Genomic DNA, 24125 nt, shown 5'->3' with positions numbered 1-24125 from the left:
AATGGCATGCTTTTTTTCAGCAAGCTTCTATTGCGCTTGATTCAAATGAACAATGGTATCGTCTTCGGGGCGGCCGGTTTCCTGCTCCTGCTCAGTTCCCTGCTGATTTACTTACTGGAGCCCGAGACGTTTCTGCATCCGTTCAACGGGTTTTGGTGGGTCATGACGACCGTCACCACAGTCGGTTACGGAGACTTTTATCCGAAGACGGCGGCAGGCAAAATGCTCGGCATATTCCTGTATATATTCGGCATCGGCCTCATTTCCATCGTCATCAGCAAATCGGTCGACTTCATATTCGCCTATAACCGCAAAAAGGAGGAGGGCAAGCTGCGCTACAAAGGGGAGAATCATTTCGTGCTCATCGACTGGAGCAAGCACGCCGAGCTCGCGATCCAGGAAATCGTCAGCAGCGATCCGGAAGCCAATATCGTGCTGATCGCCCAGCTGGCCAAAAATCCCGCCTCCCACGAGCGTGTCCATTACATCCAGGGCAACCCGGTGCAGCGGCAAACGCTGGACGACGCCAACCTGTCCAAGGCAAGAGCCGTGTTCATCTTCGCCGACGAGACGACGGACAGCCATAGCCTGATCCGCGACAACTCCTTTATCGACGGGAAGACGCTTCTGATCGCAACGGCGATCGAGCGGAATTTCAGTCAACTCCATACGGTCGTGGAAGTGAAGGACCGGGACAATATTCCCAATTTCACCCACGTGAAGGTAGATGAATTTATCGTAGCATCCGAAACCGTGTCCCGGCTCGCGGTACGCTCCGCGTTCAACCCGGGCGCTTCCCGAATCGTGTCGCAGCTGCTGACAAGCCGGGACAGCGGGGACTTGTACGAGATCCGCAAGCGGCCGCATTGGCGCACTTTCCGCGATGCGTTCGACGAGCTGCTGAAGGAAGGCGCGACCTTGCTGTCCGAAGGCGAGCAATTGAACGTCAACCGCCGGCTGAACGAAACGATTCCCGACGACGCCCGTCTCTTCGTTATATGCGATTCCGATACCTACAAACGGCTGAACCGGTGAGTCCGGGAATCAGCTCCTACATCCCCATAAGAAAAACGTCTATCGACGTACTTCAAGGATGAGCGACCGCTACTCTCACCCCAAAAAGTGACGCTATCCTTCGAAGATTACGCCGGGTACTTTTCGGGGACCCCGAACAGCGGAAGTTTCTCTTGGTAAGGAAAGTCTCACTTCGCTTTAGTGCTTTAGCGAACTTAAACTTTCCTTATCGTTAAAGCGAAACAGGAGAGGCATACCGCCCCTCCTGTTCCCGTCTTGCCTTCATTTCTTCGAATATTTGCCCTTTACTTCCTCGACCTTCGCTCCGCCGGAGCCGTCGCTCAAGATCGTCACGTCGCCGTCCACGCCGCGGATGTTAATATCCCCGCTGCCATCCTCCACCGTAACGCCGCCCTTTACGTTCGTCACCCGGATCTCTCCGCTTTCGTCTTTTAGGCTCACATTCCCGGTATGGTCACGGATGACGATATCGCCCGATTCGTCGTCGACGCTCGCGTCTCCGATCACATCCGATAGTTCGATTGCCCCCGATTCGTCCTCGATATCCAGCTTGCCTTGTATATGTTGAAGTGCGATATCTCCGGAATCGTCATCGATATTTACGTTCCCCCGGATATCGGTAATCGATATGTCGCCGGAGTCGTCTTCCACATCCAAGTTCATGTTAGCCGGCACCGTTACCGTAACGTCCATCGTCCGGTTGTTAAAGCCGATAGAAGGTTTCAATTTTGACACAAGCTTCGCGGATTTGCCATCCGGCTCGAGCGTAAACACGATCGACTCGTCCTTCAGGCCGTCCGAGCTTTTGATGACCGCAACCGCATGAATCGATGTCGCTTTGTCGTCGCCCTTGATCGTCAAATCGCCCGATCCGGCATCCACCTTGAGCGTCTCGATCGATTTGGCCGACAGCTCCTTCTCTCGCCGCTCTTCCTTCATATTCCAACCGCATCCGGTCCATACGATCATTCCGGCCAGCATAACAACCGGCACTCCCCAACGCTTCCACATGTTCGCCAACTCCCAGCAGCTTCTCGTAATCACGCTTGCCTCATGCTACCAATATAGCATAGAGAATTCCGTCTTTATACAGACTTGCGGGTAGTCTCGACCCGGTCCGGGGTCGGGTTGGTACGGGCGGCTTCCTTCTTCCGGTCGCCCCGGATCGTGTATAATAGGTTGCAAACGGCGTAAAAAGGGAGGCAAGCAGCTGGATGCGATACGAGGAAAGAGAGCCGGACGAGGCGTTGATCATCGACCTGCATCAATGCATGCTCGATTTCGGATACTACGATTACGCCCACTTTTCCAAAGACTTCAAGCTTTGCTTGGGTATTACTCCGGCCGAATATAAAAGCTGGATGCAGCGGAAGTTCGCCGCTTTGGGCGAAGCGCGGGATGTCGGTTTTTTACAAGACGAGCCCTAAGCCCGGATGATACAGTAGTTCTGGACAACATCAGCACAGGAGGAACGAATGATGATTTCAAAAATTGCGACTGCGGCCGTTTACGTAGAGGATCAGCAGAAAGCCAAAACATTCTGGACGGAGAAAGCGGGCTTCGAAATCGTGCGGGAAACGCCGATGGGCCCGAACGCTTATTGGCTGGAGGTAGCTCCGAAAGGCGCCGAGTCGGCACTCGTCCTTTATCCGAGGAGCATGATGGCGAATTGGAGCGAAATGAAGCCGTCGATCGTGTTCCTGTGCGACGATATCGACTCCACCTACGCGACGATGAAGCAGAACGGCGTCCGTTTCGAGGGGGAGCCGCAGAAGATGCAATGGGGCGCCTACGCGACGTTTCTGGACGAAGACGGCAATTCTTTTTTGCTGAAGCAATAACGGAAGATCAGTTATCGGGAAGACTTCTTCCTCCCCTCGGGGACGAAGGAGTCTTTTTTGTCGCGCGAGGAGGGCTGCCGTCGCTTTTTTTTCAATTTTAATCAAATAACAAACCTATTCATCCGGCTTACCGTCTATAATTTATATCAGGAAATGCGATCTAAATACCGCAACCGTGGGACGAAGGCGAAAGGAACGAACGCACATGAACCTCATAAGGACAAAAGACAGCAAGAGCAGTACGGGTTCGGATTTAATCTGCAACAAACGGTTGCGAGTATCGGCACAAACCGCCGCATTCGGTGAAGGAGGCAGCAGGCATGCCTAATCCGAGCGGCGCCAGCGGGCGCTATATGGCCGGGCTGGATGGATTGCGGGCGCTTGCGGTTATCGCCGTCATCGTCTATCACCTCGATCCGGGGCGGGTACCCGGCGGGCTGCTCGGGGTCAGCGTGTTTTTCGTGCTGTCCGGGTATCTCATTACCAACCTTCTTGCCGGCGAATGGCGGCGGAACGGCCGAATCGAACTGAAGCCTTTCCTCATTAGGCGCGCCAGACGACTGCTGCCGGCGATGTTTGTCATGCTTGCGGTTGTCGCCGCGTGGATCGCGCTATTCGACCGCTCCCGCCTTCCTGCGATGCAAGGCGATCTGGCCGCGGCCGTTCTGTATGTAAGCAACTGGTGGCTCGTATTCCGTCAAGTGTCTTATTTCGAAAGCTTCGGGCCGCTCTCGCCGCTCGGCCATCTATGGTCGCTCGCGGTGGAGGAGCAATTTTACTTGTTGTGGCCGTTCCTCGTCGCTCTAGGCTTCCGTTATGCGCCGCGCCGCGGACAACTCACCGGACTTATTGCCGCGGGAGCGGCCGTATCGGCGCTCGCCATGGCGCTCATCTACGAACCGGGAACGGACCCGAGCCGGGTCTATTACGGCACCGACACCCGGGCGTTCGGTCTTCTCATCGGAGCCGCGTTAGCGATTGTATGGCCTTCCGGGAAGCTGCCTATGAGTCTCTCCGCCCGATCGCGAGCCGCTCTCGATTCGGTTGGCGGAGCGGCGTTGCTCGTCGTGCTCGGCATGATCGTATGGACGAACGAGTACGACGCGTTCCTCTATCGCGGAGGGATGGTTGTTCTGTCCATAGCCGCCGCATTAGTGGTGGCGGCGCTTGCTCACCCGGCTTCGCGGCTAGGCGGCCTGATGGGCTGGAAGCCGCTGCGATGGGTCGGCATACGCTCCTATGGCATTTATTTATGGCACTATCCGGTCATCGTTCTAACGAAGCCGGCCGTTCAGACCGGCGGTGCCGATCCGGTTCTCATCATCGTCCAGATCGCCACAAGCGTCGGGCTTGCCGCTTTTTCTTGGCGGTTCATCGAGCAGCCGATCCGCCATGGCGCGGTACGGAAGCTGTGGATGAAATGGCGCAACCGGAAATGGACCGGTCGACGTACTCCCGGCCCGCAATTGGCTGCTATGGCAAGCATGCTGCTGGCGGTCATCATCCTCGGCGGCGCCGGTGCTGTCAAGGTGCTGCCTGGCGAAGCCTACGTTAGCGCACCGGTAGCGGCGACAACGCCTCCGTTCCCTCAGCAGAAGCCGGATTCAGAAACGACTTCCGAGCCTGGCGAGCCTGAGCCGACCGGCCACGTCACGGAACCGCCGCTCCCGCTCCACCCGAGTCCGCCGGCAGCCGGTCATAATCCGGCCGGCCCTCCCCCGCAGGCAGCGTCGGACAGAGGCAAAGGCGTCACGGTCATCGGCGATTCGGTTATTCTGGATGCCGAGCCGTATTTGCAGAAGCTTCTGCCCGGTATCGTCGTCGACGGCAAAGTCGGCAGACAGCTAACTCAAGCGGCGGACGTCGTCGAGGAGCTTAAATCCAAAAACGGTCTGGGCAGCCGCGTCATCATAGAGCTGGGCACCAACGGCACCTTTCCCAAGAAAAAGCTGGAGTCGCTGCTTGGCTCGCTCGGCGATGTGCATCAAATCGTACTCGTCAATACCCGGGTCCCGCGTCCGTGGCAGGATGAGGTCAACTCCACTCTGGAGGAAGTCGCGGAGTCCTTTCCGAACACAACGCTGGTCGATTGGTATGCGGCTAGCGAAGACAAAAACAATTTGTTCGCGGCAGACGGCGTACACCTGAACACCGAAGGCGCGGAATATTACGCTTCGCTTGTGGCCAAAGCGATCGGCTCGTAAGAGTGAACGAAAAGCAACAGCCGCCTTGAACGCCTTATGTCGGCGATTCATGGCGGCTTTTTGGTATATGCGGAGCCAATTCTCACTCCGGGGCACAGCCGTCCTTCAACAGAAGCTCCTTGAATACTTCGCTCGCTCGGGTATGAAACTTCGTATTAGGTGTAACAAGGTAAAATCGGCGCGACACCGGAGTCCCGATCACGTTCAGACGCCGCATCGAGCCGAGCGCGATCTCCTTGCGGACCGCCCAATGGGAGAGCAACGTCACGCCCAGCCCGGCCTCCACCGATTCCTTAATCAGCTGGGTGCTGCCAAACTCCATAAAATGCGGCGGCCGCGAGCCGAACCGCGCAAACATCGCTTCGGCCGCTTCCCTCGTCCCCGATCCCGGCTCCCGGACGATCCACGTCTCCTCCTTCAGCTCCTTATATTCAACCGTCTCCTTGTCCGCGAAACGATGACCGCTTGCAACCATAATGTGCATCAGATCTTCGGCTATAGGCTCGATATGCAGCTTCTCGTGTTTGAGCTCCCCTTCGACGATACCGATATCCAACTCGTTATCCGCGATCCCTTCGGATATTTGCTTCGTATTCCCGATCGTGATCGATGGCCGTATTAACGGATACTGCGTCTGCAGGCGGGCGATAATACGGGGAAGCACATATTCGCCGTACGTATAGCTCGCCCCGATCGCAAGAGCGCCGCTCGCTTGATGCATCATATCATCGACCAAGCCCTGCATGCGTGAATACAGCCCTACGATTTCTTTGGCATGATGATAAACGATTTCCCCCGCCTTGTTCAGCCGGACATGCTTGTTGTTGCGCTCCAGCAGTGTCGTGCCGAGCGTCCTCTCCAGCATCTGAATATATTGGCTGACCGCCGGCTGGGTCATATGCAGCTCTTCCGCCGCCCGGGTAAAATTTCTTTTCTCGGCTACCGTAATAAAAACGAGCAGCGACTGATCCATTCTCCCCTCTCCCTTGCAAGCGCATTTAATCATAAGTGTTAACTTATGATTTTAATCATAATGATTTATTTTATTTATTGCAATTTCAAGCGTATGCTGGAGGTACAGTACGAACTGACAGGAGTGGGCATGATGACTATTCCATTAACGAAACCGGCTCCGGCTTCCGCGATTTCGAAACGTTCGAACGATTCGCGCGGCAAAAGGAGTACATCGACGTTCCGGACGTGGTCCGGCGGTGTCGGATTTACATTGGCAATCGCGCTGCTCGGCTGGGGAGCGGCTCATATTCCGGGACTCGACCGGATGGGACCGCTCGCCTGCGCGATCGCGCTTGCCGTAGCGTACCGCCATTTCCTCGGGTACCCCGAGCGGCTGCGCCAAGGCATTCAATTTTCCTCCAAAATCCTGCTGCGGCTCGCTATCGTTCTATTCGGGCTGAAATTGAATATCGAGGTCGTGCTTCATGACGGCCTGGGCCTGCTCGTACGGGACGCGGCGACGATCGCATTCGCCATAGGGCTGACCGTCTGGTTAGGCAAACGGTTCAAAGCCGATTCGGCGGTAACCTTGCTGCTCGGCATCGGTACCGGTATCTGCGGCGCCGCCGCCATCGCCGCCGTCTCTCCCATCCTGAATTCAAAGGACGAGGATACGGCCATCGGCGCGGGAATGATCGCTTTAGTGGGCACTATATTCGCCGTCGGCTACGCTCTGCTCCGTCCTTTTCTGCCTATGTCCGCCGTAGACTACGGGGCTTGGTCGGGGGTAAGTCTGCACGAAATCGCTCATGTGGCGCTGGCCGCCGCTCCCGCCGGGCAGGATGCTTTGGCAACCGGACTGCTGGCCAAGCTCGGACGCGTGCTGTTGCTTGTTCCTCTCAGCCTGTTGCTGCTCGCCTGGAAGAAACGTTCGGGGACGATGCAGACCGGGGCCAAGATGGATTTCCCTTGGTTTCTGCTTGGCTTTATCGCCATGAGCGTATTCGGCAGCTATGTATGGGGCAAATTAATACCGGCTCCGGAACGCATCATGAGCGGTATTTCTATTGGAACGACGCTCCTTCTGTCGATGGCAATGGTCGGACTCGGTCTGAATGTCAACCTGAAGCAGCTTCGTTCCAAAGCGCTGCGGCCGCTTGCGGCCATGGCGATTACATCGGTTCTTTTGTCCGTTCTGACTTACTTGACGATTTGAAACGAAAAAAAAGGATGCCAGCGACGGCATCCTTCTTCTTATGCGATAAACGATTAGTAAGCCAGCGAGAACAGCCCGTTGATATGGGACAAGTAGCGAACGTTGCTCGCTTCTTTCATGAACGATGCCGGGAAGCCTTTCAGCTTCGTCTTGTTGCCGCCGATCGTACCGAAAGCGTCTTTGCGGCCGAGACTTCCGAGCGTACCGGAGAATACCGGCTCGAACGTATCCATCTTCGCGCCTTGGAAATAAGCATGCATATTGTAGCCGACCAATTCGCCCATTTGCCAAGCGAGTTGTGCCGTAGGAGGGAACGGACGTCCTTCCGGGCTCATAACGACCGCGCTGTCGCCGGCGAGGAATACGTCAGGATGCGAAGTCGATTGCAGCGTTTCCGTAACCGTCGCGCGGCCGCGGTTTACTTCGATACCGCAGTTCGCTACTACGGAATTGCCTTGAACGCCGCCAGTCCAGACGAGCGTGCTCGTTTCGAGCGTGCTTCCGTCCTTCAAGGAAACGACCGTAGGCTGCATTTCCGTAATCGCTACGCCGATCAAGAACTTCACGCCGCGTTTCTCCAAACTTTTCTGAGCGTGCTCGATCAGATCCGGAGCGAAGCCCATCAGAATGGAAGGAGCGGCTTCCACGCAGTACAGCGAAATATCGTTGTAGTCTACGGCATATTTGCGGCAAAGCTCGGGGAGCATGTCTGCAAACTCGCCGACCAGCTCGATACCGGTCAGACCGCCGCCGCCGACTACGAACGTAGCGTCCGCTTTGTTGCCGGTTTTGCTGTAAGCTTCGACGCGTGCTTCGACGTGAGCGCGGAGCTTGTTGGCGTCGTTTACCGATTTCAAGATAAAGCTGTGCTCTTGAAGTCCCGGAATTCCGAAGAAAGCCGTTTCGCTGCCAAGTGCCACTACAAGCGCGTCATATTTCAAGAAAGCGCCGCCTGCAAGCTTGACGGTCTTTTGATCCGGCGAAATTTCCTGCACGGTGTCGACCATCAGGTTGATTTGTTTACCGCGCAGCAGCTTCTCGAGCGGAAGCGCTACGGCTTTCTCCGCCAGGTTGCCTGCGGCAAGGCGGTGCAGCTCGGTAATGATTTGGTGGGACGGATAACGGTTCACGACCGTAATAGTCGCTTCTTCGGCCGTCATATATTTGCGAGTGGTCATCGCGGCCAGCAAACCGCCGTACCCGCCGCCCAATATTACTATTTGCTTCGACATACGTATCCTCCGTTCTGATTTCGGCGTTGCTTAAACTTTAGCCTTGCTTCCGACGCTCGCCCAGCACTTCCAGGAACGCTTGCGCGTAACGGAGCGATTGCTGCACTTGCGGATCCTTCAACATTTTAAGCAAACCAAACAGCCCGATCGTGGACGTCTCCGCTTGGGCACGGTCGCCGGCTTCGATTGCTGCGGAAGCGATCCCTTTCGCTTTCTCGGTAATCGGCTTGACGAACTCGTCCATGCCGCCCTTCAGATCTTCGATAAGTACGCGGTCGGTCGATACGCCCTGAACGAAATCGTAAGCCTTCGTCATGAGAGTGACCATCTCCGCCAGCTTCGGCATGTTCTCGACGAGTACCGTCAGCGATTGCTGCACCTCGGGTTTCATCAATTGATCGAGTACATCCTCCCGTGCAGCCGGAGCCAGAACCGCTTCTTGCGTGGTTGTTTCTGACATGTGTAAAGTCCTCCTTTGCGTTGAAATAGAAGCCCGCCGAGTAACCCGATACCTGTTCAAGCAAGGTTGACGTACGTCTTTCGCATAAAAGTCAGATGATGGCGAAAACGATTCACGGACGCCCGACAGTTGTTCCATTTTTCACAAGTACGGCCTGAATGCGCGAAAGGCCGCATCAGGTCGCAAAAGTTCGGGTATCCGATCTGTAGATGTACGAATCTTCCTATTTCCAAGAGCAGGGACAGGATCGCTACGAACCCTATATGACTCCTATTATACCCCTCAACGGATAAATAGGAAAAATCAATTTTTGGCATTTGTGAACATTATGTGACAATATCCCCACGGCAGCCGCTTGACAATCTTTTCACGTGATTATGTCAACTTATGTCAGGTGGTGTTGGTTCATGTACCTTTACATTTGTCATTCTTGGTTTGTTTTCTTCAGCCCGATCAACGCGATGAACAGGAGAAGACCCCCAATGTCGCCGGCCGCAATAACGAGTCCCATAGGCAGCGCCGTAGCCTCTCCGCCAAGCCCGACCAGCGGCGCTACGATTCCACCGAACAGAAACGTCATAACGCCGAGCAGAGCGGAAGCGCTGCCGGCCGACTTTGCCTGATTGCGCATGGCCAAAGAGAACGATGCCGTATTCACTACGCCGACGCTCGACACGACGAAGAACAAAGGAACAAGGATGCCGTACAGTCCTGCTCCCGCCCATATCGCGATCAACAGCGCCGTTCCCCCGCAGACGGCCATCACGAGGCCGCCGATCAGCAGCTGCGACTCCCTGAACCGTCCGGCCAACCGGCCCGTCACTTGGCTGGCTATAATAATGCCGACGCCGTTAATCGCGAAGCAGAGGCTGAACATTTGCGGAGACGCCCCGTAAATGTTCTGCAGAACAAAGGGCGATCCGGCGATGTAAGCGAACATGGCCGCGGTCACAAATCCCGAGGACAAGGCGTAGCCCATAAAAGACCGGTCGCCGGCTATTTTGCCGAACGTAAGCCATGTTTGCTTCAAGCCGCCCCGTGATCTGCGTTCGGCCGGAAGCGTCTCAGTCAGCCCGAAAAGCACGGCAAGCAGCGTCAACAAGCCGAGCGCGGCCAGCACGAAAAAAATCCCCCGCCAATCCATGAGCTGCAGCAGCTGCGCGCCCGCAATAGGCGCGATAATCGGCGCGGCCCCGTTCACGAGGGACAGTGTAGCAAAAAACTTCGTCAGCTCCGTTCCGGAATACAGATCCCGCACCACCGCACGAGAAATCACGATGCCCACCGCACCCGCCGCCCCTTGGACGAACCGCATCGCCACGAAGGACCAAATAGACGGACTGAACACGCAAAGGAGCGAGGCCGCCGCATACAGCACGAGCCCGAAGAGCAGCGGCTTGCGTCTGCCGCGAACGTCGCTCAAGGGACCGGCCAGCAGCTGCCCCAAGGCTAGCCCGGCGAGGCAGGACGTTAGACTAAGCTGAGCAAGCGATGCGGTCGTATGTAGTTCGTCGGAGAGCTGCGGCAGGGCGGGCAAGTACATATCAAGCGAGAACGGCCCGAAAGCCGATAACGTGCCCAGCACCAAAGCAAGCCAAAGCCGGCTCGGACTTTGGGCCGCACGCAGTCCGACAGCGGATTGTTCCTTCATTGTCGGCTTTTCCTTTCTAACGATTTGATGTAACAATTATAGTTACAATTTTCGCAAGCCGTCAACCCCAAGAACACGTTTGCTTACAGCAAGAAAGGCCGGACTAAGCCGCTGTGGGCTCGTTCCGACCTTCATTCGGTCTCGTTTTATTGTTGTTCGTAAATGACCACAAATTGTGTCTCGGCTTCCCATTCTACCGCAGCCTTTAAAGCTTCGCTGACGAATCGAACAGGTACGACGGTGCTTCCTTCCACAATGGCCGCCGGCACTTCAAGCGTAATTTCCTGGCCGTTCACATAGGCGGTCTTGCTGTCGATGAACAGCTTCACCGTGATATCGCCCCGGGTAACCGTGACGGAACGTTCTTCCGGATTCCAGCTTACGTCCGCTTTCAGCGCTTCGGAAATGGCCCGAAACGGAACCAACGTGCTGCCGTCACGGATGAATGGAGGAACTTCAAACTTAGGCTCTTCGCCGTTAACGTACAGCTTCACGCCGGTTTTGTCCACTTTATCGAGAAGCTTGCCGAGCTTCTTGTACGAATCGAGATTTTTTACGTTCGCCTTAACGGCTTCCTTCTGCACATAGACAGCCTCGTTTACATTGCCCTTCTTGTCCAGCAAATCGGCTGCTGCCGAAAGCGCCGCGTCTTTTTCTTGAATGGCCTGCAGCTCCGTTTTCATCGCATCCGTTAACGCAAAGTCGTAACGGGTAAGCAGCAAATCGGCAAGTACGGCTCCCGCCGGCTTGTCCTTCACGTTCTCGATTGCGTTAAGCAGCCCTTTGTACCCTTGAGCTTCTTGACCCGGACCGTATGTACTGTCGGTTACGCTCGAATTGCCTTTCCCGGCTTTGTCGTCCTTGTCCGAATTGCCATTGCCCGAATTGGCCGTCGACTCGACCACCGCTTTCGATTGCTTGTCCTCGCTGCCCGCGTTGTCCGACTTCGCCGATACGGCTGCGCCAACCATGCTTGACGATAATACGGCGAGAATCGCCAAATACGCAATCTTTTTCTTCATCTGTCATTCTCCTCCTAGTAGTTAATTTTATTTACTACAAGAGTTGTTCGAGAGCCATTGTTGTATTAAGTGGGTGCCAACTTCAATTTTCTCACCGTAAAATCGTCGCCGGTTTCCACTCCTCCGGCAGAAGCGCGTTGTAATCGGGCTGCAGAAACCGGTCGTCCACCAGCACCAGCGTCCCGCGGTCCTGCTCGGTCCGGATGAGCCGCCCCCCTGCCTGAAGCACCTTATTCATCCCCGGATATTTGTAGGCATAGTCGAACCCGTTCCTCCCCGTCCCGTCGAAGTACTGTCTGATCCAATCGCGCTCCCGGCCGAATTGGGGCAAACCGACTCCGACGACGACGACTCCGGTCAGACGGTCCCCAGTCAAGTCGACTCCTTCGGAGAACACGCCTCCCATGACGGCGAAACCGAGCAGCGTCCTCTCTGCCCCGCTCCGAAATGAAGCCAGAAACGATTCGCGCTCCTCCTCGGACATCCCACCCTGCTGTACAAGCACATCTCCCGGAAACTCAGTCTCGGCAAATCGCGAATATACTTCGTTCATGTACTCGTACGAAGGGAAAAAGACCAAATAGTTGCCCGGCCTTTCCCGGGCTGCTTGATGAAGCATCGCGGCGATAGGCTCCTTCGACCGTTCCCGGTCGCGGTATCGCGTGGACACGGGCAGCAGCAGAACATCCAACTGCTCTTTGCGAAAGGGAGACGGGATCGCAATCGTGTAATCGTCCGCTTCTCCGCCCAGCATGTCCCGATAATAAGAGATCGGGGACAGCGTCGCCGAGAAATACACTTGCGACCGGTACCCTTTGCCCATCAGCCGCAGCATGCCCGAAGGATCGACGCACAATAGCTTCATCCTGACCTCGCTTCGCTCGAACTCGGCGAAGGAGATATATTTCTCATCATAATACCCGGCCGTACGGATAAAATGCTGGGCGGCGTAATACGTATCCGTAAGCAACTGGCGATATTCGCCCTCCGGCGCTCCGAGGAGCTCCGCCTCCGCCTCGGCGGAGAAAGCTTCCAGCAGCGGAATGAACGTCTGCGGCTCTTCCTCCGGCAGCAGGACGCCGCTCTGCTCCATGTTTTTTTTCCTTAGCGTGATGAAGGCGTCATTAACGGCTTTGACCGTATCGTAAAGCGCGCGGCTGCGGGCTTTCGTTTGCCGTTTCAGCTCGAGGAACGGGGATTTGATCAGCTCCGCCGAGTACATATCCCTGCCCCGGTCGACCAGATTGTGCGCTTCGTCGATCAGCACGGCGGTCTGCCGCTTCTGCTCATCGAGCAGCCGCTTCAGCGATATGCGCGGATCGTACACGTAGTTGTAATCGCAAATGACCGCATCCGCCGCATAAGCCGCATCGAGCGAAAATTCGAACGGGCACACTCGGTGCTTCCGGGCATACGCCTCTATGACCTCCCGGTTGATTGCCGTTTCCCCGGACCACAAATCGGACAAAGCGCCGTTGATCCGGTCGTAATAGCCGTCCGCAAACTCGCAAAACTCTTTCTGGCAGCGCGTCTCTTCTTTAAAGCATATTTTTTCTTTGGCGGTCAGCGTCACGCACCGCAAACGGAGCCCCTTCGAGCGCATTAGCGCAAACGCTTCTTCCGCCAAAGTCCGCGTCGTCGTTTTGGCCGTCAAATAGAACAGCCGTCGAAGCACGCCTTCGCCGATAGCTTTGACGGCGGGAAACAGCGTCGATATCGTCTTGCCTGTGCCGGTAGGCGCTCTCGCGAACAGCCGCTTCTGCTCCGCGATCGATTTGTATACCGCCCCGGCGAATTTGCGCTGACCTTGCCGGTAAGCTTCGAACGGGAACGGCAGCTCCTTGATGCTTCGCCCGCGTTCCTCGGCATGCCGCAGCTGCAGCCTGGCATAAGGATCGTACGCTTGCAGCAGCATAAGCACGAAAGCTTCCAGCTCGGCATAAGTCAGCGTACGCTCGAATCGCTTCTGCTCCTCCGACTTGCGGTGGACATACGTCAGCCGGATCGTCATATGATCCTTTCCGTCGGCTTTGGCGTACATGTACGCGTAGCATTGGGCCTGGGCCCAATGCACGGGGTAGGTTTCTTCCGTAATCAGCTCCAATTGGCCGGCGGTCGACTTGATCTCCTCAACAGTCACTTCGTCCCCGTTGAACAACAGCCCGTCGCAGCGGCCCTCTAGCCGATATACGATATCGCCGTATTCAACGTCGGCTTCGACGTAAGCTTCTTTGCGGTCGGTTTCTTTGTACGTCTGCTGAATGCTTCGATGGGCCTTCGTTCCTTCCGTCAGCGGAGAGCCGGTACGAAAACCCGATTCGATGCTTCCGCCGCGGAACACGTATTCCACGAGCGGGCGCACCGATATTTCGACGATGTCGGGCATATAGGATCACCTGCGTTCGATTGCTGATATCACGAAAACATTTGTTCGCCTTCGATTATACCATATATGACCGAACTTCTTTACTTTTGATTCCCCGGCCTATAGAATAGATCGCAAACAACGTATACGAGGTTGTCTCTATGTTCGGTAACTCCCCATCGAAAATAAAGCGGTTCCGGCCCAACCCGCCGCAAGCTCTGGCATTCGGTTTTATCGTCATGATCGTAGTCGGCTCCGTCCTGCTGTCTCTGCCGATCTCTTCTTCCGTCAAGGCGGGAATGCCGTTTATAGACGCTTTGTTTATGGCGACATCCGCCACTTGCGTGACGGGACTTGCTTTCTATAATATCGGTCAGGATTTCTCCGCATTCGGGCAAATGGTGCTCCTGCTTCTCGTCCAAATTGGCGGGCTAGGGTTTATGACCGTGGCCACTTTGGCCGCACTCGTCTTCCGCAGACGGATTTCGTTCCGGGAACGCCTTATTTTGCAGGAAGCGATGAACCAAACGACGACGGAAGGGATCGTCCGCCTCATCCGCAAGGTGCTGCTGTACGCTCTCGTTATCGAAGCGGTCGGCGCGCTGATCTTGACGATTCGTTGGGCGTTCGAGATGCCGTTCGGCCAAGCTCTCTATTTCGGCGTCTTTCACAGCATTTCGATTTTCAACAATGCCGGGTTCGACTTGTTCGGGATGTTCCCGGATCGGGCGGGCAGCCTGATCCATTACGTCGAAGATCCGATCGTCAACGTGGTCACCATCGTACTGATCGTGCTCGGGGGCATCGGGTTCATCGTCATTTCCGACCTGCTGTCCTACCCCCGGAACAAGAAGCTCACTTTGCACAGCAAAGTCGTGCTGTCCGTTTCGGGCGGGCTGATCGGGCTCGGGACGCTGGTCATCTTCCTGTTCGAATTTACGAATCCATCGACACTCGGGCCGTTGTCGCCTGTAGGCAAAACGTTAGGGGCGATGTTCCAGTCGGTGACGGCGCGCTCGGCCGGCTTGAGCACGCTCGACGTCGGCATGCTGCGGCAAGCGACGCAGTTTTTCATCATCATCCTGATGTTCATCGGCGCGGCTCCCGGTTCTTCCGGCGGCGGCATCAAAGTTACGACGTTCGCCATTCTGATCGGCGCGATGATCGCGATGGTGCGCGGCAAAGAAGATATCGTCATGTTCCGCTATCGGATCGCCAAAGACCGGATCTATAAAGCGATTACGTTTACGCTGCTATCCTTCTTTCTTATCGTGATCGCCGCCATGGTGCTGTCAACGACGGAGAACTTCCCGTTTCTCGGCATCCTGTTCGAAGTAACGTCCGCTTATGGTACGGCCGGGATGTCGATGGGCTTGACGTCGCAATTGACGACGTTCGGCAAGCTCGTCATCATCGTACTCATGTTCGTCGGACGGCTCGGGCCGGTGACGCTTGCCTTCACATTAACGCCGAAGGTGGAGAAAGAGCTGTTCCGTTATCCGGAGGGCAAAATTACGATCGGATAAGAAGCGGACTAAAATAAGGCTGCCGATGATTGAATTCCCGTCATCGACAGCCTTTTAAGTTTCGGAGTCCGCCTCTACATGCTGCTTACATTGAAACGATTGCCGTCCGGGTCGTATACGTGGAAATGGACCATGCCTCGCTGGACGAATCCGCCGATCTCGGATACGGAGGCGCCGCTTTCCCGCAGAAACCGGTGATACGCGAAGAAATCTTCCCGGCTCTGGACGAAGCACCGCGTCCGGAACAGCCCGTCTACCGGCCCGGTTCCCGGCATGCCGGGATATTCCTCCAGCACCCAGCGCGAATGGCCTTCCGGATGGTAGTTGATCCCGAGCGTCATTACCGCATACCCTTCCTCCGAGCGATCCGCCTCTAGCTCCATGCCGATATAGTGCTCGTACCATTCGATAGAGCGTTTCAAATCTCGGACCATGACCCGGAACACGTTATAGTCCGCGAAAGCGCCATCCTTCAGAGCACGGTCCTCAACGGCGGTGAGCAGCATCCGGTCGTCGATCGCCCAGAAGTCGAAGGCTTCCCTGCCTTGGCGGTCCGTGTACAGCTCGGACACACGAATCCCGGCCTCCCGAAAGGCGCTATGCTTATCGCGCAAGCTTCTCGTACTCCAGCACCATCGGATGTGCGGGTCGACAGCTTCGCGTTTCGCCGGAGGGAATGGAGAACTGTCCGCGGCGGCACCCGATTGAATCCAGATTCCCCAGCCCATATGCGTCATCCGTCCTACAGCCGATTTCGGATCGGGCTTCCAGTTTTCCTGCTGGGCCACCTTCCACCCCATATATTCTTGGCACCATTGTATCGCAGGCTCATGCTCGTCCATGGTCGTCTCTATAACGCCGCCATCGTAAAGCACCGCCGGTACGAACCGCTCGACACCCATCGGCTCGTCTAGTCGTTCCGCTTCCCCGGAAGCCCCGTTCTGCAGGTCGTTGCGACCTCCTTGGATTATTTTTAGCGCAGCGGGCGTCTGATTCGGTCTGTAGCCTTCGTCATTCCGCTTATGCGGCTGCACGTTTCGTTCCTTCGCTTCATTTTCCATATTGGTTTCCTCCAGACGGATTGTGTATTGGGATATGTCGTCATTTTAGCACAGCCGTATTCGAGGCAGATGTCCGTTTTTATCAAGTTTTTTAAGCTCAAGCAGCAAATTTAATTTACAAACCGATGGTCGGTTTATATAATAAGAAGTAAAAAGGAGGGTTTCACGTGAAACAGGAACAGCGAAGGCAGCAGACTCTCCAACTGCTGCTCGAGACCGTCAAACAGTTGATTGCCGAGAAAGGCTGCGACACCATCAAAATGAGCGACATCATGGACCGGTCCGGCTTGTCCAAAGGCGCGATTTTCCATTACGTGAAGACGAAGGATGAATTATTCGCGCTGCTCTTGCAGGAGCGGCTCGAGGAGATCGACAGCCGGTTTGTCGGGGAAGTGAACCGACCGAACAAGAACAACGAGTTCGAGGGGCCTTTGCGGGAAATTACGAATAAGCTGTCGATGCTGGAAGATCGGCAAGACGTCACCAATCAAATCGTGATGTATTTGCTCGGCAAAAGCGGGCAGCCTGCAGTAGCGGAAGCACTGCAATCGTTCTATGAGCAGTCGTTTCGCCTGTCCAAGCAATGGATCGTCACCGGGCAAAGCCATGGCGTCATTCCCGAATCGATCGATGCGGACAAGACGGCCGAGCTGTTTATGCTGATTTCATTCGGGCTGCGCATGAGGTCGGCGATTCCAGTCGGCACCCCTGCTTTTAGCGCCGATGATTTCGCCGCCTTTATGGCCGATACGCTGAACCCCCGATCAACCGAACGGAAGGAGCTTTAGTCTATGAATCTACTTCTCTTTATGCACATAGCCGGCGCTCTCCTCTTTGTAGGCAACATCATTACCGCAGCTTTTTGGAAAATACGCGCCGATGCCACCCGAAATCCGGTCGTCATTCACGAGGCGGCCAAAAACGTCATGCTCGCCGATTATGTCTTTACACTGCCGGGGCTTGCTCTCCTTATCGTGTCGGGCGTCTCGATGGCTGTCCGTTCCGGCTCGTTCCAATCGGGCTTCAACTGGCTGACGCTGTCGCTCCTTTTGTTTGCCGTAACGGGCATCCTTTGGCTTGGCATCCTTATTCCTCTGCAGCGCGGCATGATTCGCCACAGCAAGCAATCGGTCGACTCCGGCGTCGTCTCCTCCGAATACCGCAAGGCATCGTTGTATTGGGCCGTATTCGGCACGGTCACCACGCTGCTCCCCATTGTCATTATGTACCTGATGATCGCCAAAAGCTTCTGACTGTCCCGACAAAACGAAAGAGAGCTGCCGAACGAATTCGGCAGCTCCCGGTACATCCGCACCTATATTATTTCCCGGTCATCCATTGCGGCTTGGAGAACCCTTTGAATTGCTCGTCGATCGTCTTCTCGAATTCCTTCGATTGAACGACTTCCTTCAAATCTTTGGCCAGCTGGCTGTCCGCGTCGGCGGTTTTGACAGCGATGATGTTGCGGTAGTTTTCCGCCATGTTTTCCAGCTTCAAAGCTTTCGTCAAGTCCATTCCTGCGGCGAGGGCGAAGTTGCCGGGAACTACGGCAAGGGCGGTGCTGTCCAGCGTACGGGGCAGCGAAGCCGCTTCTACCGGCTTGAACTGGATGCCCTTCGGATTGTCCGCGATATCTTTCTCGGACAGCGTGGCCACGTTCACGTCCTTCTTGATCGTAACCAAGCCGATGTCCTGGAGCATCAGCAGCGAGCGGGCCAGGTTCGCCGGGTCGTTCGCAATCGTCAGCAGGCTTCCTTTCTCGATCGAATCGAGCGTCTTGAATTTATTGGAGTACAAGCCCATCGGAGCTGTAGGCACACTAATAATTTCCTTCAGATCCAGCTTGTTGTCGTTCGCGAACTGCCTCAAGTACAGCACGTGCTGGAACAGGTTGGCGTCGATCGATCCGTTGGCCAACGCTTTGTTCGGCTGTACATAATCGTTGAACTCGACGAGCTCGATTTTGTAGCCCTTCTTCTCCATCAGCGGCTTGATCGCCTTCGTCACCATATCGCTGTATGGGCCGGCCGTCGCTCCGAATTTCACCGTTTTCTTCTGCTCTTCCTTCTTGCCTGCGCTGCCCGACGACTCCGCGCCTCCGGATGTTTGGTTGTTTCCGCATGCGGCCAGCAGCACCAATACGACCGCAAAAATGGCAAATAGCGAAAGCTTCCTTCTCATATTTCCCCTTCTCCCTCTCTGTCTCGACGTGTTGTATAAGTTTCTCAACGCTTATCGACCTTGCGCGCGGCCCAATCGCCGAACCATTGAATGAGTTGGACCATTACGACCAGGACGATAACCGTAGTGAACAGCACTTCGTTGTTGTACCTGTAATAGCCGAAGCGGATGGCTAGATCGCCGATCCCTCCGCCGCCGACCGTTCCCGCCATCGCGGAGAAGCCGAGCAGGCTGATCGCCGTTATCGTCAACCCGGATATGATGCCGGACTTCGCTTCGGGCAGCAGCACCTCGCGAATGATGAGCCATGGCTTGGCGCCGGCGGCTACGGCCGCTTCGATAACGCCTTTGCTCACTTCCCGGAGCGACGATTCCACGAGCCGGGCATAGAACGGAATCGCAGCGACGGATAGCGGGACGGATGCCGCCGTCGGCCCTATCGTCGTACCGAGCATCCATTGCGTGAACGGCAGCAGCAGGACGAGCAGGATCAGGAACGGAATGGAACGGATGATGTTGGCGATTAGCCCGAGCGCTCCATTGAGCGCGCGATTTTCCGCGAACAAGCCTTTGTCGCTCACGAACAGCAAAATCCCGATCGGGATCCCTACCACGATCGCGACGGCGAGCGATATGCCTACCATGTACAGCGTCTCGTAAAAAGCTTTGAGCATATCGGGCATCAATTGGAGCAGTGAATCAATCGACATTCGCCATCACCTCCACACCGCAGCCTCGCCCTTTTAGAAACCGGACGGCCCCCTCGATTTGCTCCGAATCCCCCGTCACTTCCATAATGAAGGTACCGAGAGGCCTGTCTCCGATATATTCGATCTTGCCGTGCAAAATATTCGCGCGGATGCCGCTTCCCTTCAGCAGCTCGTAAATAACCGCCTGCTCGGCGACATCATTGCGGAACAGCACCTTCAGCACTTTGCCTGCCGGGTCCAGCTTGTCCCACAGCTTCTGCGGCAGCTTGAATTCGAGCGCATGCTGGATAAACTGCTTCGTCAGCGGCTGTACGGGATTCGCAAACACCTCGTAGACGTCCCCCTGCTCGATCAGTTGGCCGCTTTGCATAATCGCGACGCGGTGGCACAAATCTTTGACCACTTCCATCTCGTGGGTAATGAGCACGATCGTCAAGCCCAGCTCGCGGTTGATCTGCTTGAGCAGCGCCAATATCGATTGCGTCGTCGTCGGATCGAGCGCCGAGGTCGGTTCGTCGCACAGCAACACTTGCGGCTCGTTGGCGAGCGCCCTGGCAATGCCTACCCGCTGCTTCTGGCCCCCGCTCAGCTGCGCCGGGTATTGGTCCGCTTTGTCTGCGAGCCCGACGAGATCGAGCAGCTCGTTTACCCGCGGCAGTATGCGGGGTTTGGGCATTCCCGCCGCTTTAAGCGCGAAGGCTACGTTCTCGGACACCGTCTTGCTCGCGATCAGATGAAAATGCTGAAAAATCATCCCGATCTTCTGACGCGCCAGCCGAAGACCGTTCGCGGACAGCGTAGTCAAATCCACGCCGTCGACCGATACTTGGCCCGAGGTCGGCTTCTCCAGCAAATTGATGCACCGGAGCACGGAGCTTTTCCCCGCTCCGCTGTAGCCGACGATACCGAATATTTCCCCTTTGCCGATCGTCAGGCTGACGCGGTCGACACCTATGACCGTCCCCTTCTTCGTCTTGTACTCTTTGTATAAATCAACCAATTGGATCATCGTCTTCCCCCCAAACACGCACAACTGACAAAAACAGACATTTATCGATTTTTAGTGTCGATATTAGTCGAATAAAATAAATCTTACTGATGTACTCGGATTTTGTCAACGCATTTCCGAATTGTTAAATATTTGGACAAAACAACAAGGACGCCCTTCGGCGCCCTAAGCACTTGCTTATGACTTCCCCTATCTCGAAACTTACAGCATCGTCTCTCCGTCATACGAGGTGATGATCTTGTACAGGTCCGGCCGGCGGTCCCGGAAAATGCCCCACTCGATCCGCTGCGTCTCGAGCAGGTCCAGATCGAATTCGGCGACGAGCACCGCTTCTTCGCTGCGGCCCGCTTCCGCGATTTTGTTGCCTTGCGGTCCGGCTATGAAGGACGAGCCGTAGAAGTGGATCGTCGAATCGTCGTCCCCTTCTTCGCCGATCCGATTGGAGGCGATAACCGGCATCAGGTTTTGCGCGGCGTGGCCGAGCATGCACATTTGCCAATGGTCCTTCGAATCGATCGAGCCGTCCTGCGGCTCCGAGCCGATAGCGGTCGGATAGAACAGCAGCTCCGCTCCCATCAGTGCCATGCACCTGGCCGCTTCCGGGTACCACTGATCCCAGCAGACGCCTACCCCGATTTTGGCGTAACGGGTTTTCCATACTTTGAAGCCCGTATCCCCGGGGTTGAAATAAAATTTCTCTTCGTAGCCGGGACCGTCGGGAATATGGCTCTTGCGGTATTTACCGAGCACCTCGCCGTCCGCGTCGATGACGGCCAGCGAATTGTAGCGGGCGTAATTTTTTTTCTCGTAGAAGCTGATCGGCAGCACGACCTTCAGCTCTTTGGCTACCTCGCGGAAATGGTTGACCGCTTTATTATGCTCCAGTTCCGTCGCATATACGTAATAATCCGCCTTCTCCTTCTGGCAGAAGTAAGGCGTCTCGAACAGCTCCTGCAGCAATATGATTTGCGCGCCTTCCGCCGCGGCTTGTCTTACAAGCGCATCGGCTCTTCTTATATTTTCCTCGATATTGCCGGTGCAGCTCATCTGCGTCGCGGCTACTTTCACCTTTCTCAAGTTCCATTCCCTCCTTCTCGCTTCTGGACGGGCTTCTGACGGATGCGGCAGTCAGCTCCGTACAGCCGCCATCTGCTGAGTCGTACAGTGCACGTTGCCGCCTTCACGGATAATGGCCATACCATCCACCTTGCGGATGCGCCTGTCCGGAAATGCGGCCTGTAGAGCTTGTTCCGCCTTCACATCGGTTTGTTCAGCCGCCCCGCCGAATACCGGCAGGATAATGCCGCCATTGACGAAATAAAAGTTCAAATAGCTTAGCGTAAGCCGGCTGTCTTCGTATGTTGCCTTCGGAGGCTGCTCAATCGGGATAACCTCCAGCTTCCGGCCCGCCGCATCGGTCGCTTCTCCGAGCAGCCGCAAATTTTCCTGCGTAATCGCATAGTTCTCGTCTTCGGGGTCGTTGCAAACCTGCAAAATGATTTTGCCCGGTGCCGCGAAGCAGGCAACGTTGTCGACATGGCCGTCGGTTTCGTCTCCGCTCAAGCCTTGCTTCAGCCAGATCACTTTGCTGATATTCAGAAACTTCTTCAGTTCCTCTTCGATTTGCTCCCGTGTCATATCGGGATTCCGGTTCGGATTCAGCAGGCATTCCTCGGTTGTAAGAAGCGTGCCCTCCCCATCGACATGGATGGATCCGCCTTCCATGACGAGCGGAGCGTCGAAGCGCCGGACGCCGAGACGCTCCAGCAGCTGGGGTGCGACCGCATCGTCCAAATCCCACGGGGAATATTTGCCTCCCCAGGCGTTAAAGCGCCAGTTGACTCCCGCCAATTCGCCGTCGTTCCGGACGATAAAGGTCGGCCCGTTATCCCGGAACCAAGCATCGTTATGCGGTATGACCACAACATCCACATTCGTTTCGCTGAATCGGCTCTTCACCTGCTCGGCGTCATGCGGATTCGCGATTACGGTGACCGGCTCGAACTCGGCGATCGCTTTCACGATCTGCGCATAGCCTTCGCACACTTCCTCCACCTGATCCGGATAAACCATCGACTGCTGCACGGGCCAGGAAATGAACGTACGTTCATGCTTGTCCCATTCCGCAAGCATCGCATATTGCATATCTCTAGGGTACATGGAATTCACTCGCTTTATCATTTGATTTCTTGTCGGCAACTATCACATTTTCTCTAACATCATATACGAAAATGCCGACAACCTCAACGCAAGCGGCCGCTCACGACTTGCCGATGCTGTTGCACCGGGATTCGCGTAAGCGGCCAAGTTTCATTTATTTGGGCTATACGGCCGACCGGCCTTGATCGTCTGCGGCGGCATCCGCCTCCCGGCTCACTTGGACGAACAGCATGCGGTCGGGGCCCAAATATTTTTGAGCGAAATCCAGCACGTCGTCTCTCGTCACGCCGCGAATACGGCCTGCGAAGTACCGCGGATCGGTATTCAGCCCGTACAAATGCTGAGCCGCAAGGTTGGCATTAATCGCTTCCGGTTTATCCTGCGCAATGAGATGCCTCCCGGTAATGGCGTTTTGCGCTCGCTCTAATTCCGCGTCGTCGATCCGTTCCTGACGCATCCGTTCCAGCTGCTCGACAATGATCGATTTCACTTCTTCCAGACGAAGCGGATCGCATCCGACGTAGCCGCTTATAAACCCTTCCGTAGCCATCGGACTAAGCGCGGCCCATACTTCGTAAGCGAGCCCCTTCTCCGCCCTCACATGCTTCCACAGCCGCGAGGCCTGCCCTCCGCCCAGCAGATGCATCGCCACGAACCCGGCATATTTGTCTTCGTCGTAAGCATCCGGGCCGTACATACCCCAATGAAGCTGAGCTTGACGGATGTCTCTCGCCTCATGGATCACTTGGCCGCCCAGCTCATACGACTGCAGCTTCCCGAGCGTTATCGCCGTCGGTTCCCGTACGGGAATATCGAGGCTGCTAACATATTCAACCAGCTGGTCGTGCTGAATGTGCCCGGAAGCGGCCAGCACGATGTTGCTCGCCCCGTAAAATTGCCCGTGGAACTTCAGCAAGTCGTCTCTCGTGAGCCCCGAGACCGATTCCTCGGTTCCGAGATTGCTGGCCCTCTCCGGATGCATCCCGCGCAGCAGCCGGTACAAAGTGCGGCTTCCGTATTCCCGCGGATTGTCCCGGGCGCGGTGGATTTCTTCCAAAACGACTTTTTTCTCCAGCGTAATTTCCTGGTCGGGCAGCGTCGAATGAAATACCATGTCGGTCAGAAGAGCGATGCCTTCTTTCCACCTATCGTATGGCGTATACGCATAGTACCGGGTCCGATCGGTGCCCGTCGCCGCGCTCAATCTTCCCCCGCAATTCTCGATATCCTGCGGAATTTGCTCCTTCGTTCTCGATGGGGTTCCCTTAAAAATCATATGCTCCAGAAAGTGGGCGATCCCGTAAGGGTAATCCTTCTCGAAATGCCCTCCCGCCCTTACCCAATAACACAGCAAAGTCGAAGACGCATGTTCATGATGCTCGCTTACGATCGTAAGCCCGTTCGTCAATACCGTTTTCCGCATCCGGCTTCCTCCTCGCCCCTTTACGTAACAGTTCCTTAATACAGGAAATTCGCCCATTCCGGAAAACATTCCTGC

22 protein-coding genes are annotated in these 24125 nt (G+C 55.7%); 8 read left to right on the top strand and 14 right to left on the bottom strand.

Annotation, left to right across the window (positions count from 1 at the left end):
* Window positions 1–6 precede the first annotated feature (6 nt).
* Complete coding sequence (locus FE783_RS19185) at window positions 7–1035, top strand: potassium channel family protein (protein WP_138881001.1); 1029 nt, start codon at window positions 7–9, stop codon at window positions 1033–1035.
* 261 nt (window positions 1036–1296) lie between these two features.
* Here FE783_RS19185 and FE783_RS19180 read toward each other — a convergent pair whose 3' ends face one another.
* On the bottom strand, window positions 1297–2046 hold the full coding sequence (locus FE783_RS19180) for a DUF4097 family beta strand repeat-containing protein (RefSeq protein WP_138881000.1): 750 nt from the start codon (window positions 2044–2046) through the stop codon (window positions 1297–1299).
* A 203-nt stretch (window positions 2047–2249) separates the two neighbouring features.
* Here FE783_RS19180 and FE783_RS19175 point away from each other — a divergent pair, with 203 nt between their 5' ends.
* The 3 genes from FE783_RS19175 to FE783_RS19165 all read left to right on the top strand — a co-directional run bounded on the left by FE783_RS19175 (window position 2250) and on the right by FE783_RS19165 (window position 5080).
* Window positions 2250–2462, top strand: a complete 213-nt coding sequence (locus FE783_RS19175; RefSeq protein WP_138880999.1) for a hypothetical protein — start codon at window positions 2250–2252, stop codon at window positions 2460–2462.
* A gap of 51 nt (window positions 2463–2513) precedes the next feature.
* Window positions 2514–2876 (top strand): VOC family protein, encoded by a 363-nt coding sequence (locus FE783_RS19170; protein WP_138881130.1) that lies wholly within the window; start codon window positions 2514–2516, stop codon window positions 2874–2876.
* A gap of 320 nt (window positions 2877–3196) precedes the next feature.
* Window positions 3197–5080, top strand: a complete 1884-nt coding sequence (locus FE783_RS19165; RefSeq protein WP_138880998.1) for an acyltransferase family protein — start codon at window positions 3197–3199, stop codon at window positions 5078–5080.
* Window positions 5081–5162: 82 nt separating this feature from the next.
* On the opposite strand, the gene FE783_RS19160 is transcribed toward FE783_RS19165, so the two are convergent.
* The gene (locus FE783_RS19160) at window positions 5163–6053 is read right to left on the bottom strand and encodes a LysR family transcriptional regulator (protein WP_138880997.1); all 891 of its coding nucleotides are present in this window, start codon (window positions 6051–6053) and stop codon (window positions 5163–5165) included.
* A 132-nt stretch (window positions 6054–6185) separates the two neighbouring features.
* Between FE783_RS19160 and FE783_RS19155 the strand changes: the two genes are divergently transcribed.
* Window positions 6186–7250: a YeiH family protein gene (locus FE783_RS19155; RefSeq protein WP_138880996.1), complete on the top strand. Its 1065-nt coding sequence runs from the start codon at window positions 6186–6188 to the stop codon at window positions 7248–7250.
* Between the two features lie 53 nt (window positions 7251–7303).
* Here the strand turns inward: FE783_RS19155 and FE783_RS19150 are convergent, their stop codons facing one another.
* The 5 genes from FE783_RS19150 to FE783_RS19130 all read right to left on the bottom strand — a co-directional run bounded on the left by FE783_RS19150 (window position 7304) and on the right by FE783_RS19130 (window position 14001).
* Complete coding sequence (locus FE783_RS19150; RefSeq protein WP_138880995.1) at window positions 7304–8482, bottom strand: NAD(P)/FAD-dependent oxidoreductase; 1179 nt, start codon at window positions 8480–8482, stop codon at window positions 7304–7306.
* A 37-nt stretch (window positions 8483–8519) separates the two neighbouring features.
* Window positions 8520–8942 carry a DUF1641 domain-containing protein gene (locus tag FE783_RS19145; protein WP_138880994.1) on the bottom strand — a complete coding sequence of 141 codons (423 nt, stop codon included), beginning with the start codon at window positions 8940–8942 and terminating at the stop codon, window positions 8520–8522.
* A 424-nt stretch (window positions 8943–9366) separates the two neighbouring features.
* Complete coding sequence (locus tag FE783_RS19140) at window positions 9367–10593, bottom strand: multidrug effflux MFS transporter (protein WP_138880993.1); 1227 nt, start codon at window positions 10591–10593, stop codon at window positions 9367–9369.
* A 146-nt stretch (window positions 10594–10739) separates the two neighbouring features.
* The gene (locus FE783_RS19135; protein ID WP_138880992.1) at window positions 10740–11615 is read right to left on the bottom strand and encodes a copper amine oxidase N-terminal domain-containing protein; all 876 of its coding nucleotides are present in this window, start codon (window positions 11613–11615) and stop codon (window positions 10740–10742) included.
* Window positions 11616–11706: 91 nt separating this feature from the next.
* The gene (locus tag FE783_RS19130) at window positions 11707–14001 is read right to left on the bottom strand and encodes a helicase C-terminal domain-containing protein (protein WP_138880991.1); all 2295 of its coding nucleotides are present in this window, start codon (window positions 13999–14001) and stop codon (window positions 11707–11709) included.
* Window positions 14002–14141: 140 nt separating this feature from the next.
* Here FE783_RS19130 and FE783_RS19125 point away from each other — a divergent pair, with 140 nt between their 5' ends.
* Window positions 14142–15506 (top strand): TrkH family potassium uptake protein, encoded by a 1365-nt coding sequence (locus FE783_RS19125; RefSeq protein ID WP_138880990.1) that lies wholly within the window; start codon window positions 14142–14144, stop codon window positions 15504–15506.
* Between the two features lie 74 nt (window positions 15507–15580).
* Here FE783_RS19125 and FE783_RS19120 read toward each other — a convergent pair whose 3' ends face one another.
* Window positions 15581–16567: a VOC family protein gene (locus FE783_RS19120; RefSeq protein ID WP_138880989.1), complete on the bottom strand. Its 987-nt coding sequence runs from the start codon at window positions 16565–16567 to the stop codon at window positions 15581–15583.
* A 167-nt stretch (window positions 16568–16734) separates the two neighbouring features.
* On the opposite strand from FE783_RS19120, the gene FE783_RS19115 reads away from it, so the two are divergent.
* Window positions 16735–17355 carry a TetR/AcrR family transcriptional regulator gene (locus FE783_RS19115; protein ID WP_138880988.1) on the top strand — a complete coding sequence of 207 codons (621 nt, stop codon included), beginning with the start codon at window positions 16735–16737 and terminating at the stop codon, window positions 17353–17355.
* A gap of 3 nt (window positions 17356–17358) precedes the next feature.
* Entirely contained in the window at window positions 17359–17820 is a 462-nt protein-coding gene (locus tag FE783_RS19110; protein WP_138880987.1) for a DUF2269 family protein, read from the top strand.
* Window positions 17821–17887: 67 nt separating this feature from the next.
* Here FE783_RS19110 and FE783_RS19105 read toward each other — a convergent pair whose 3' ends face one another.
* The 6 genes from FE783_RS19105 to FE783_RS19080 all read right to left on the bottom strand — a co-directional run bounded on the left by FE783_RS19105 (window position 17888) and on the right by FE783_RS19080 (window position 24050).
* Window positions 17888–18748 (bottom strand): MetQ/NlpA family ABC transporter substrate-binding protein, encoded by an 861-nt coding sequence (locus FE783_RS19105; protein WP_138880986.1) that lies wholly within the window; start codon window positions 18746–18748, stop codon window positions 17888–17890.
* Between the two features lie 44 nt (window positions 18749–18792).
* Window positions 18793–19458, bottom strand: a complete 666-nt coding sequence (locus FE783_RS19100; RefSeq protein ID WP_138880985.1) for a methionine ABC transporter permease — start codon at window positions 19456–19458, stop codon at window positions 18793–18795.
* The gene (locus FE783_RS19095) at window positions 19448–20467 is read right to left on the bottom strand and encodes a methionine ABC transporter ATP-binding protein (RefSeq protein WP_138880984.1); all 1020 of its coding nucleotides are present in this window, start codon (window positions 20465–20467) and stop codon (window positions 19448–19450) included. The genes FE783_RS19100 and FE783_RS19095 overlap by 11 nt, the downstream gene beginning before the upstream one ends.
* A 201-nt stretch (window positions 20468–20668) precedes the next feature.
* Window positions 20669–21544 (bottom strand): N-carbamoylputrescine amidase, encoded by an 876-nt coding sequence (gene aguB, locus FE783_RS19090; protein WP_138880983.1) that lies wholly within the window; start codon window positions 21542–21544, stop codon window positions 20669–20671.
* Between the two features lie 51 nt (window positions 21545–21595).
* A complete protein-coding gene (locus tag FE783_RS19085) occupies window positions 21596–22627 on the bottom strand; it encodes an agmatine deiminase family protein (RefSeq protein WP_138880982.1) in 1032 nt (343 codons plus the stop codon).
* 163 nt (window positions 22628–22790) lie between these two features.
* Window positions 22791–24050, bottom strand: a complete 1260-nt coding sequence (locus FE783_RS19080) for a M16 family metallopeptidase (RefSeq protein WP_158301907.1) — start codon at window positions 24048–24050, stop codon at window positions 22791–22793.
* Between the last annotated feature and the right edge of the window lie 75 nt (window positions 24051–24125).

The organism is Paenibacillus mesophilus (assembly GCF_005938385.1).
Classification (GTDB): domain Bacteria; phylum Bacillota; class Bacilli; order Paenibacillales; family NBRC-103111; genus Paenibacillus_AB; species Paenibacillus_AB mesophilus.
The sequence above is the reverse complement of the archived record's forward strand: the minus strand, read 5'-3'. Positions and strand labels throughout refer to the sequence as shown.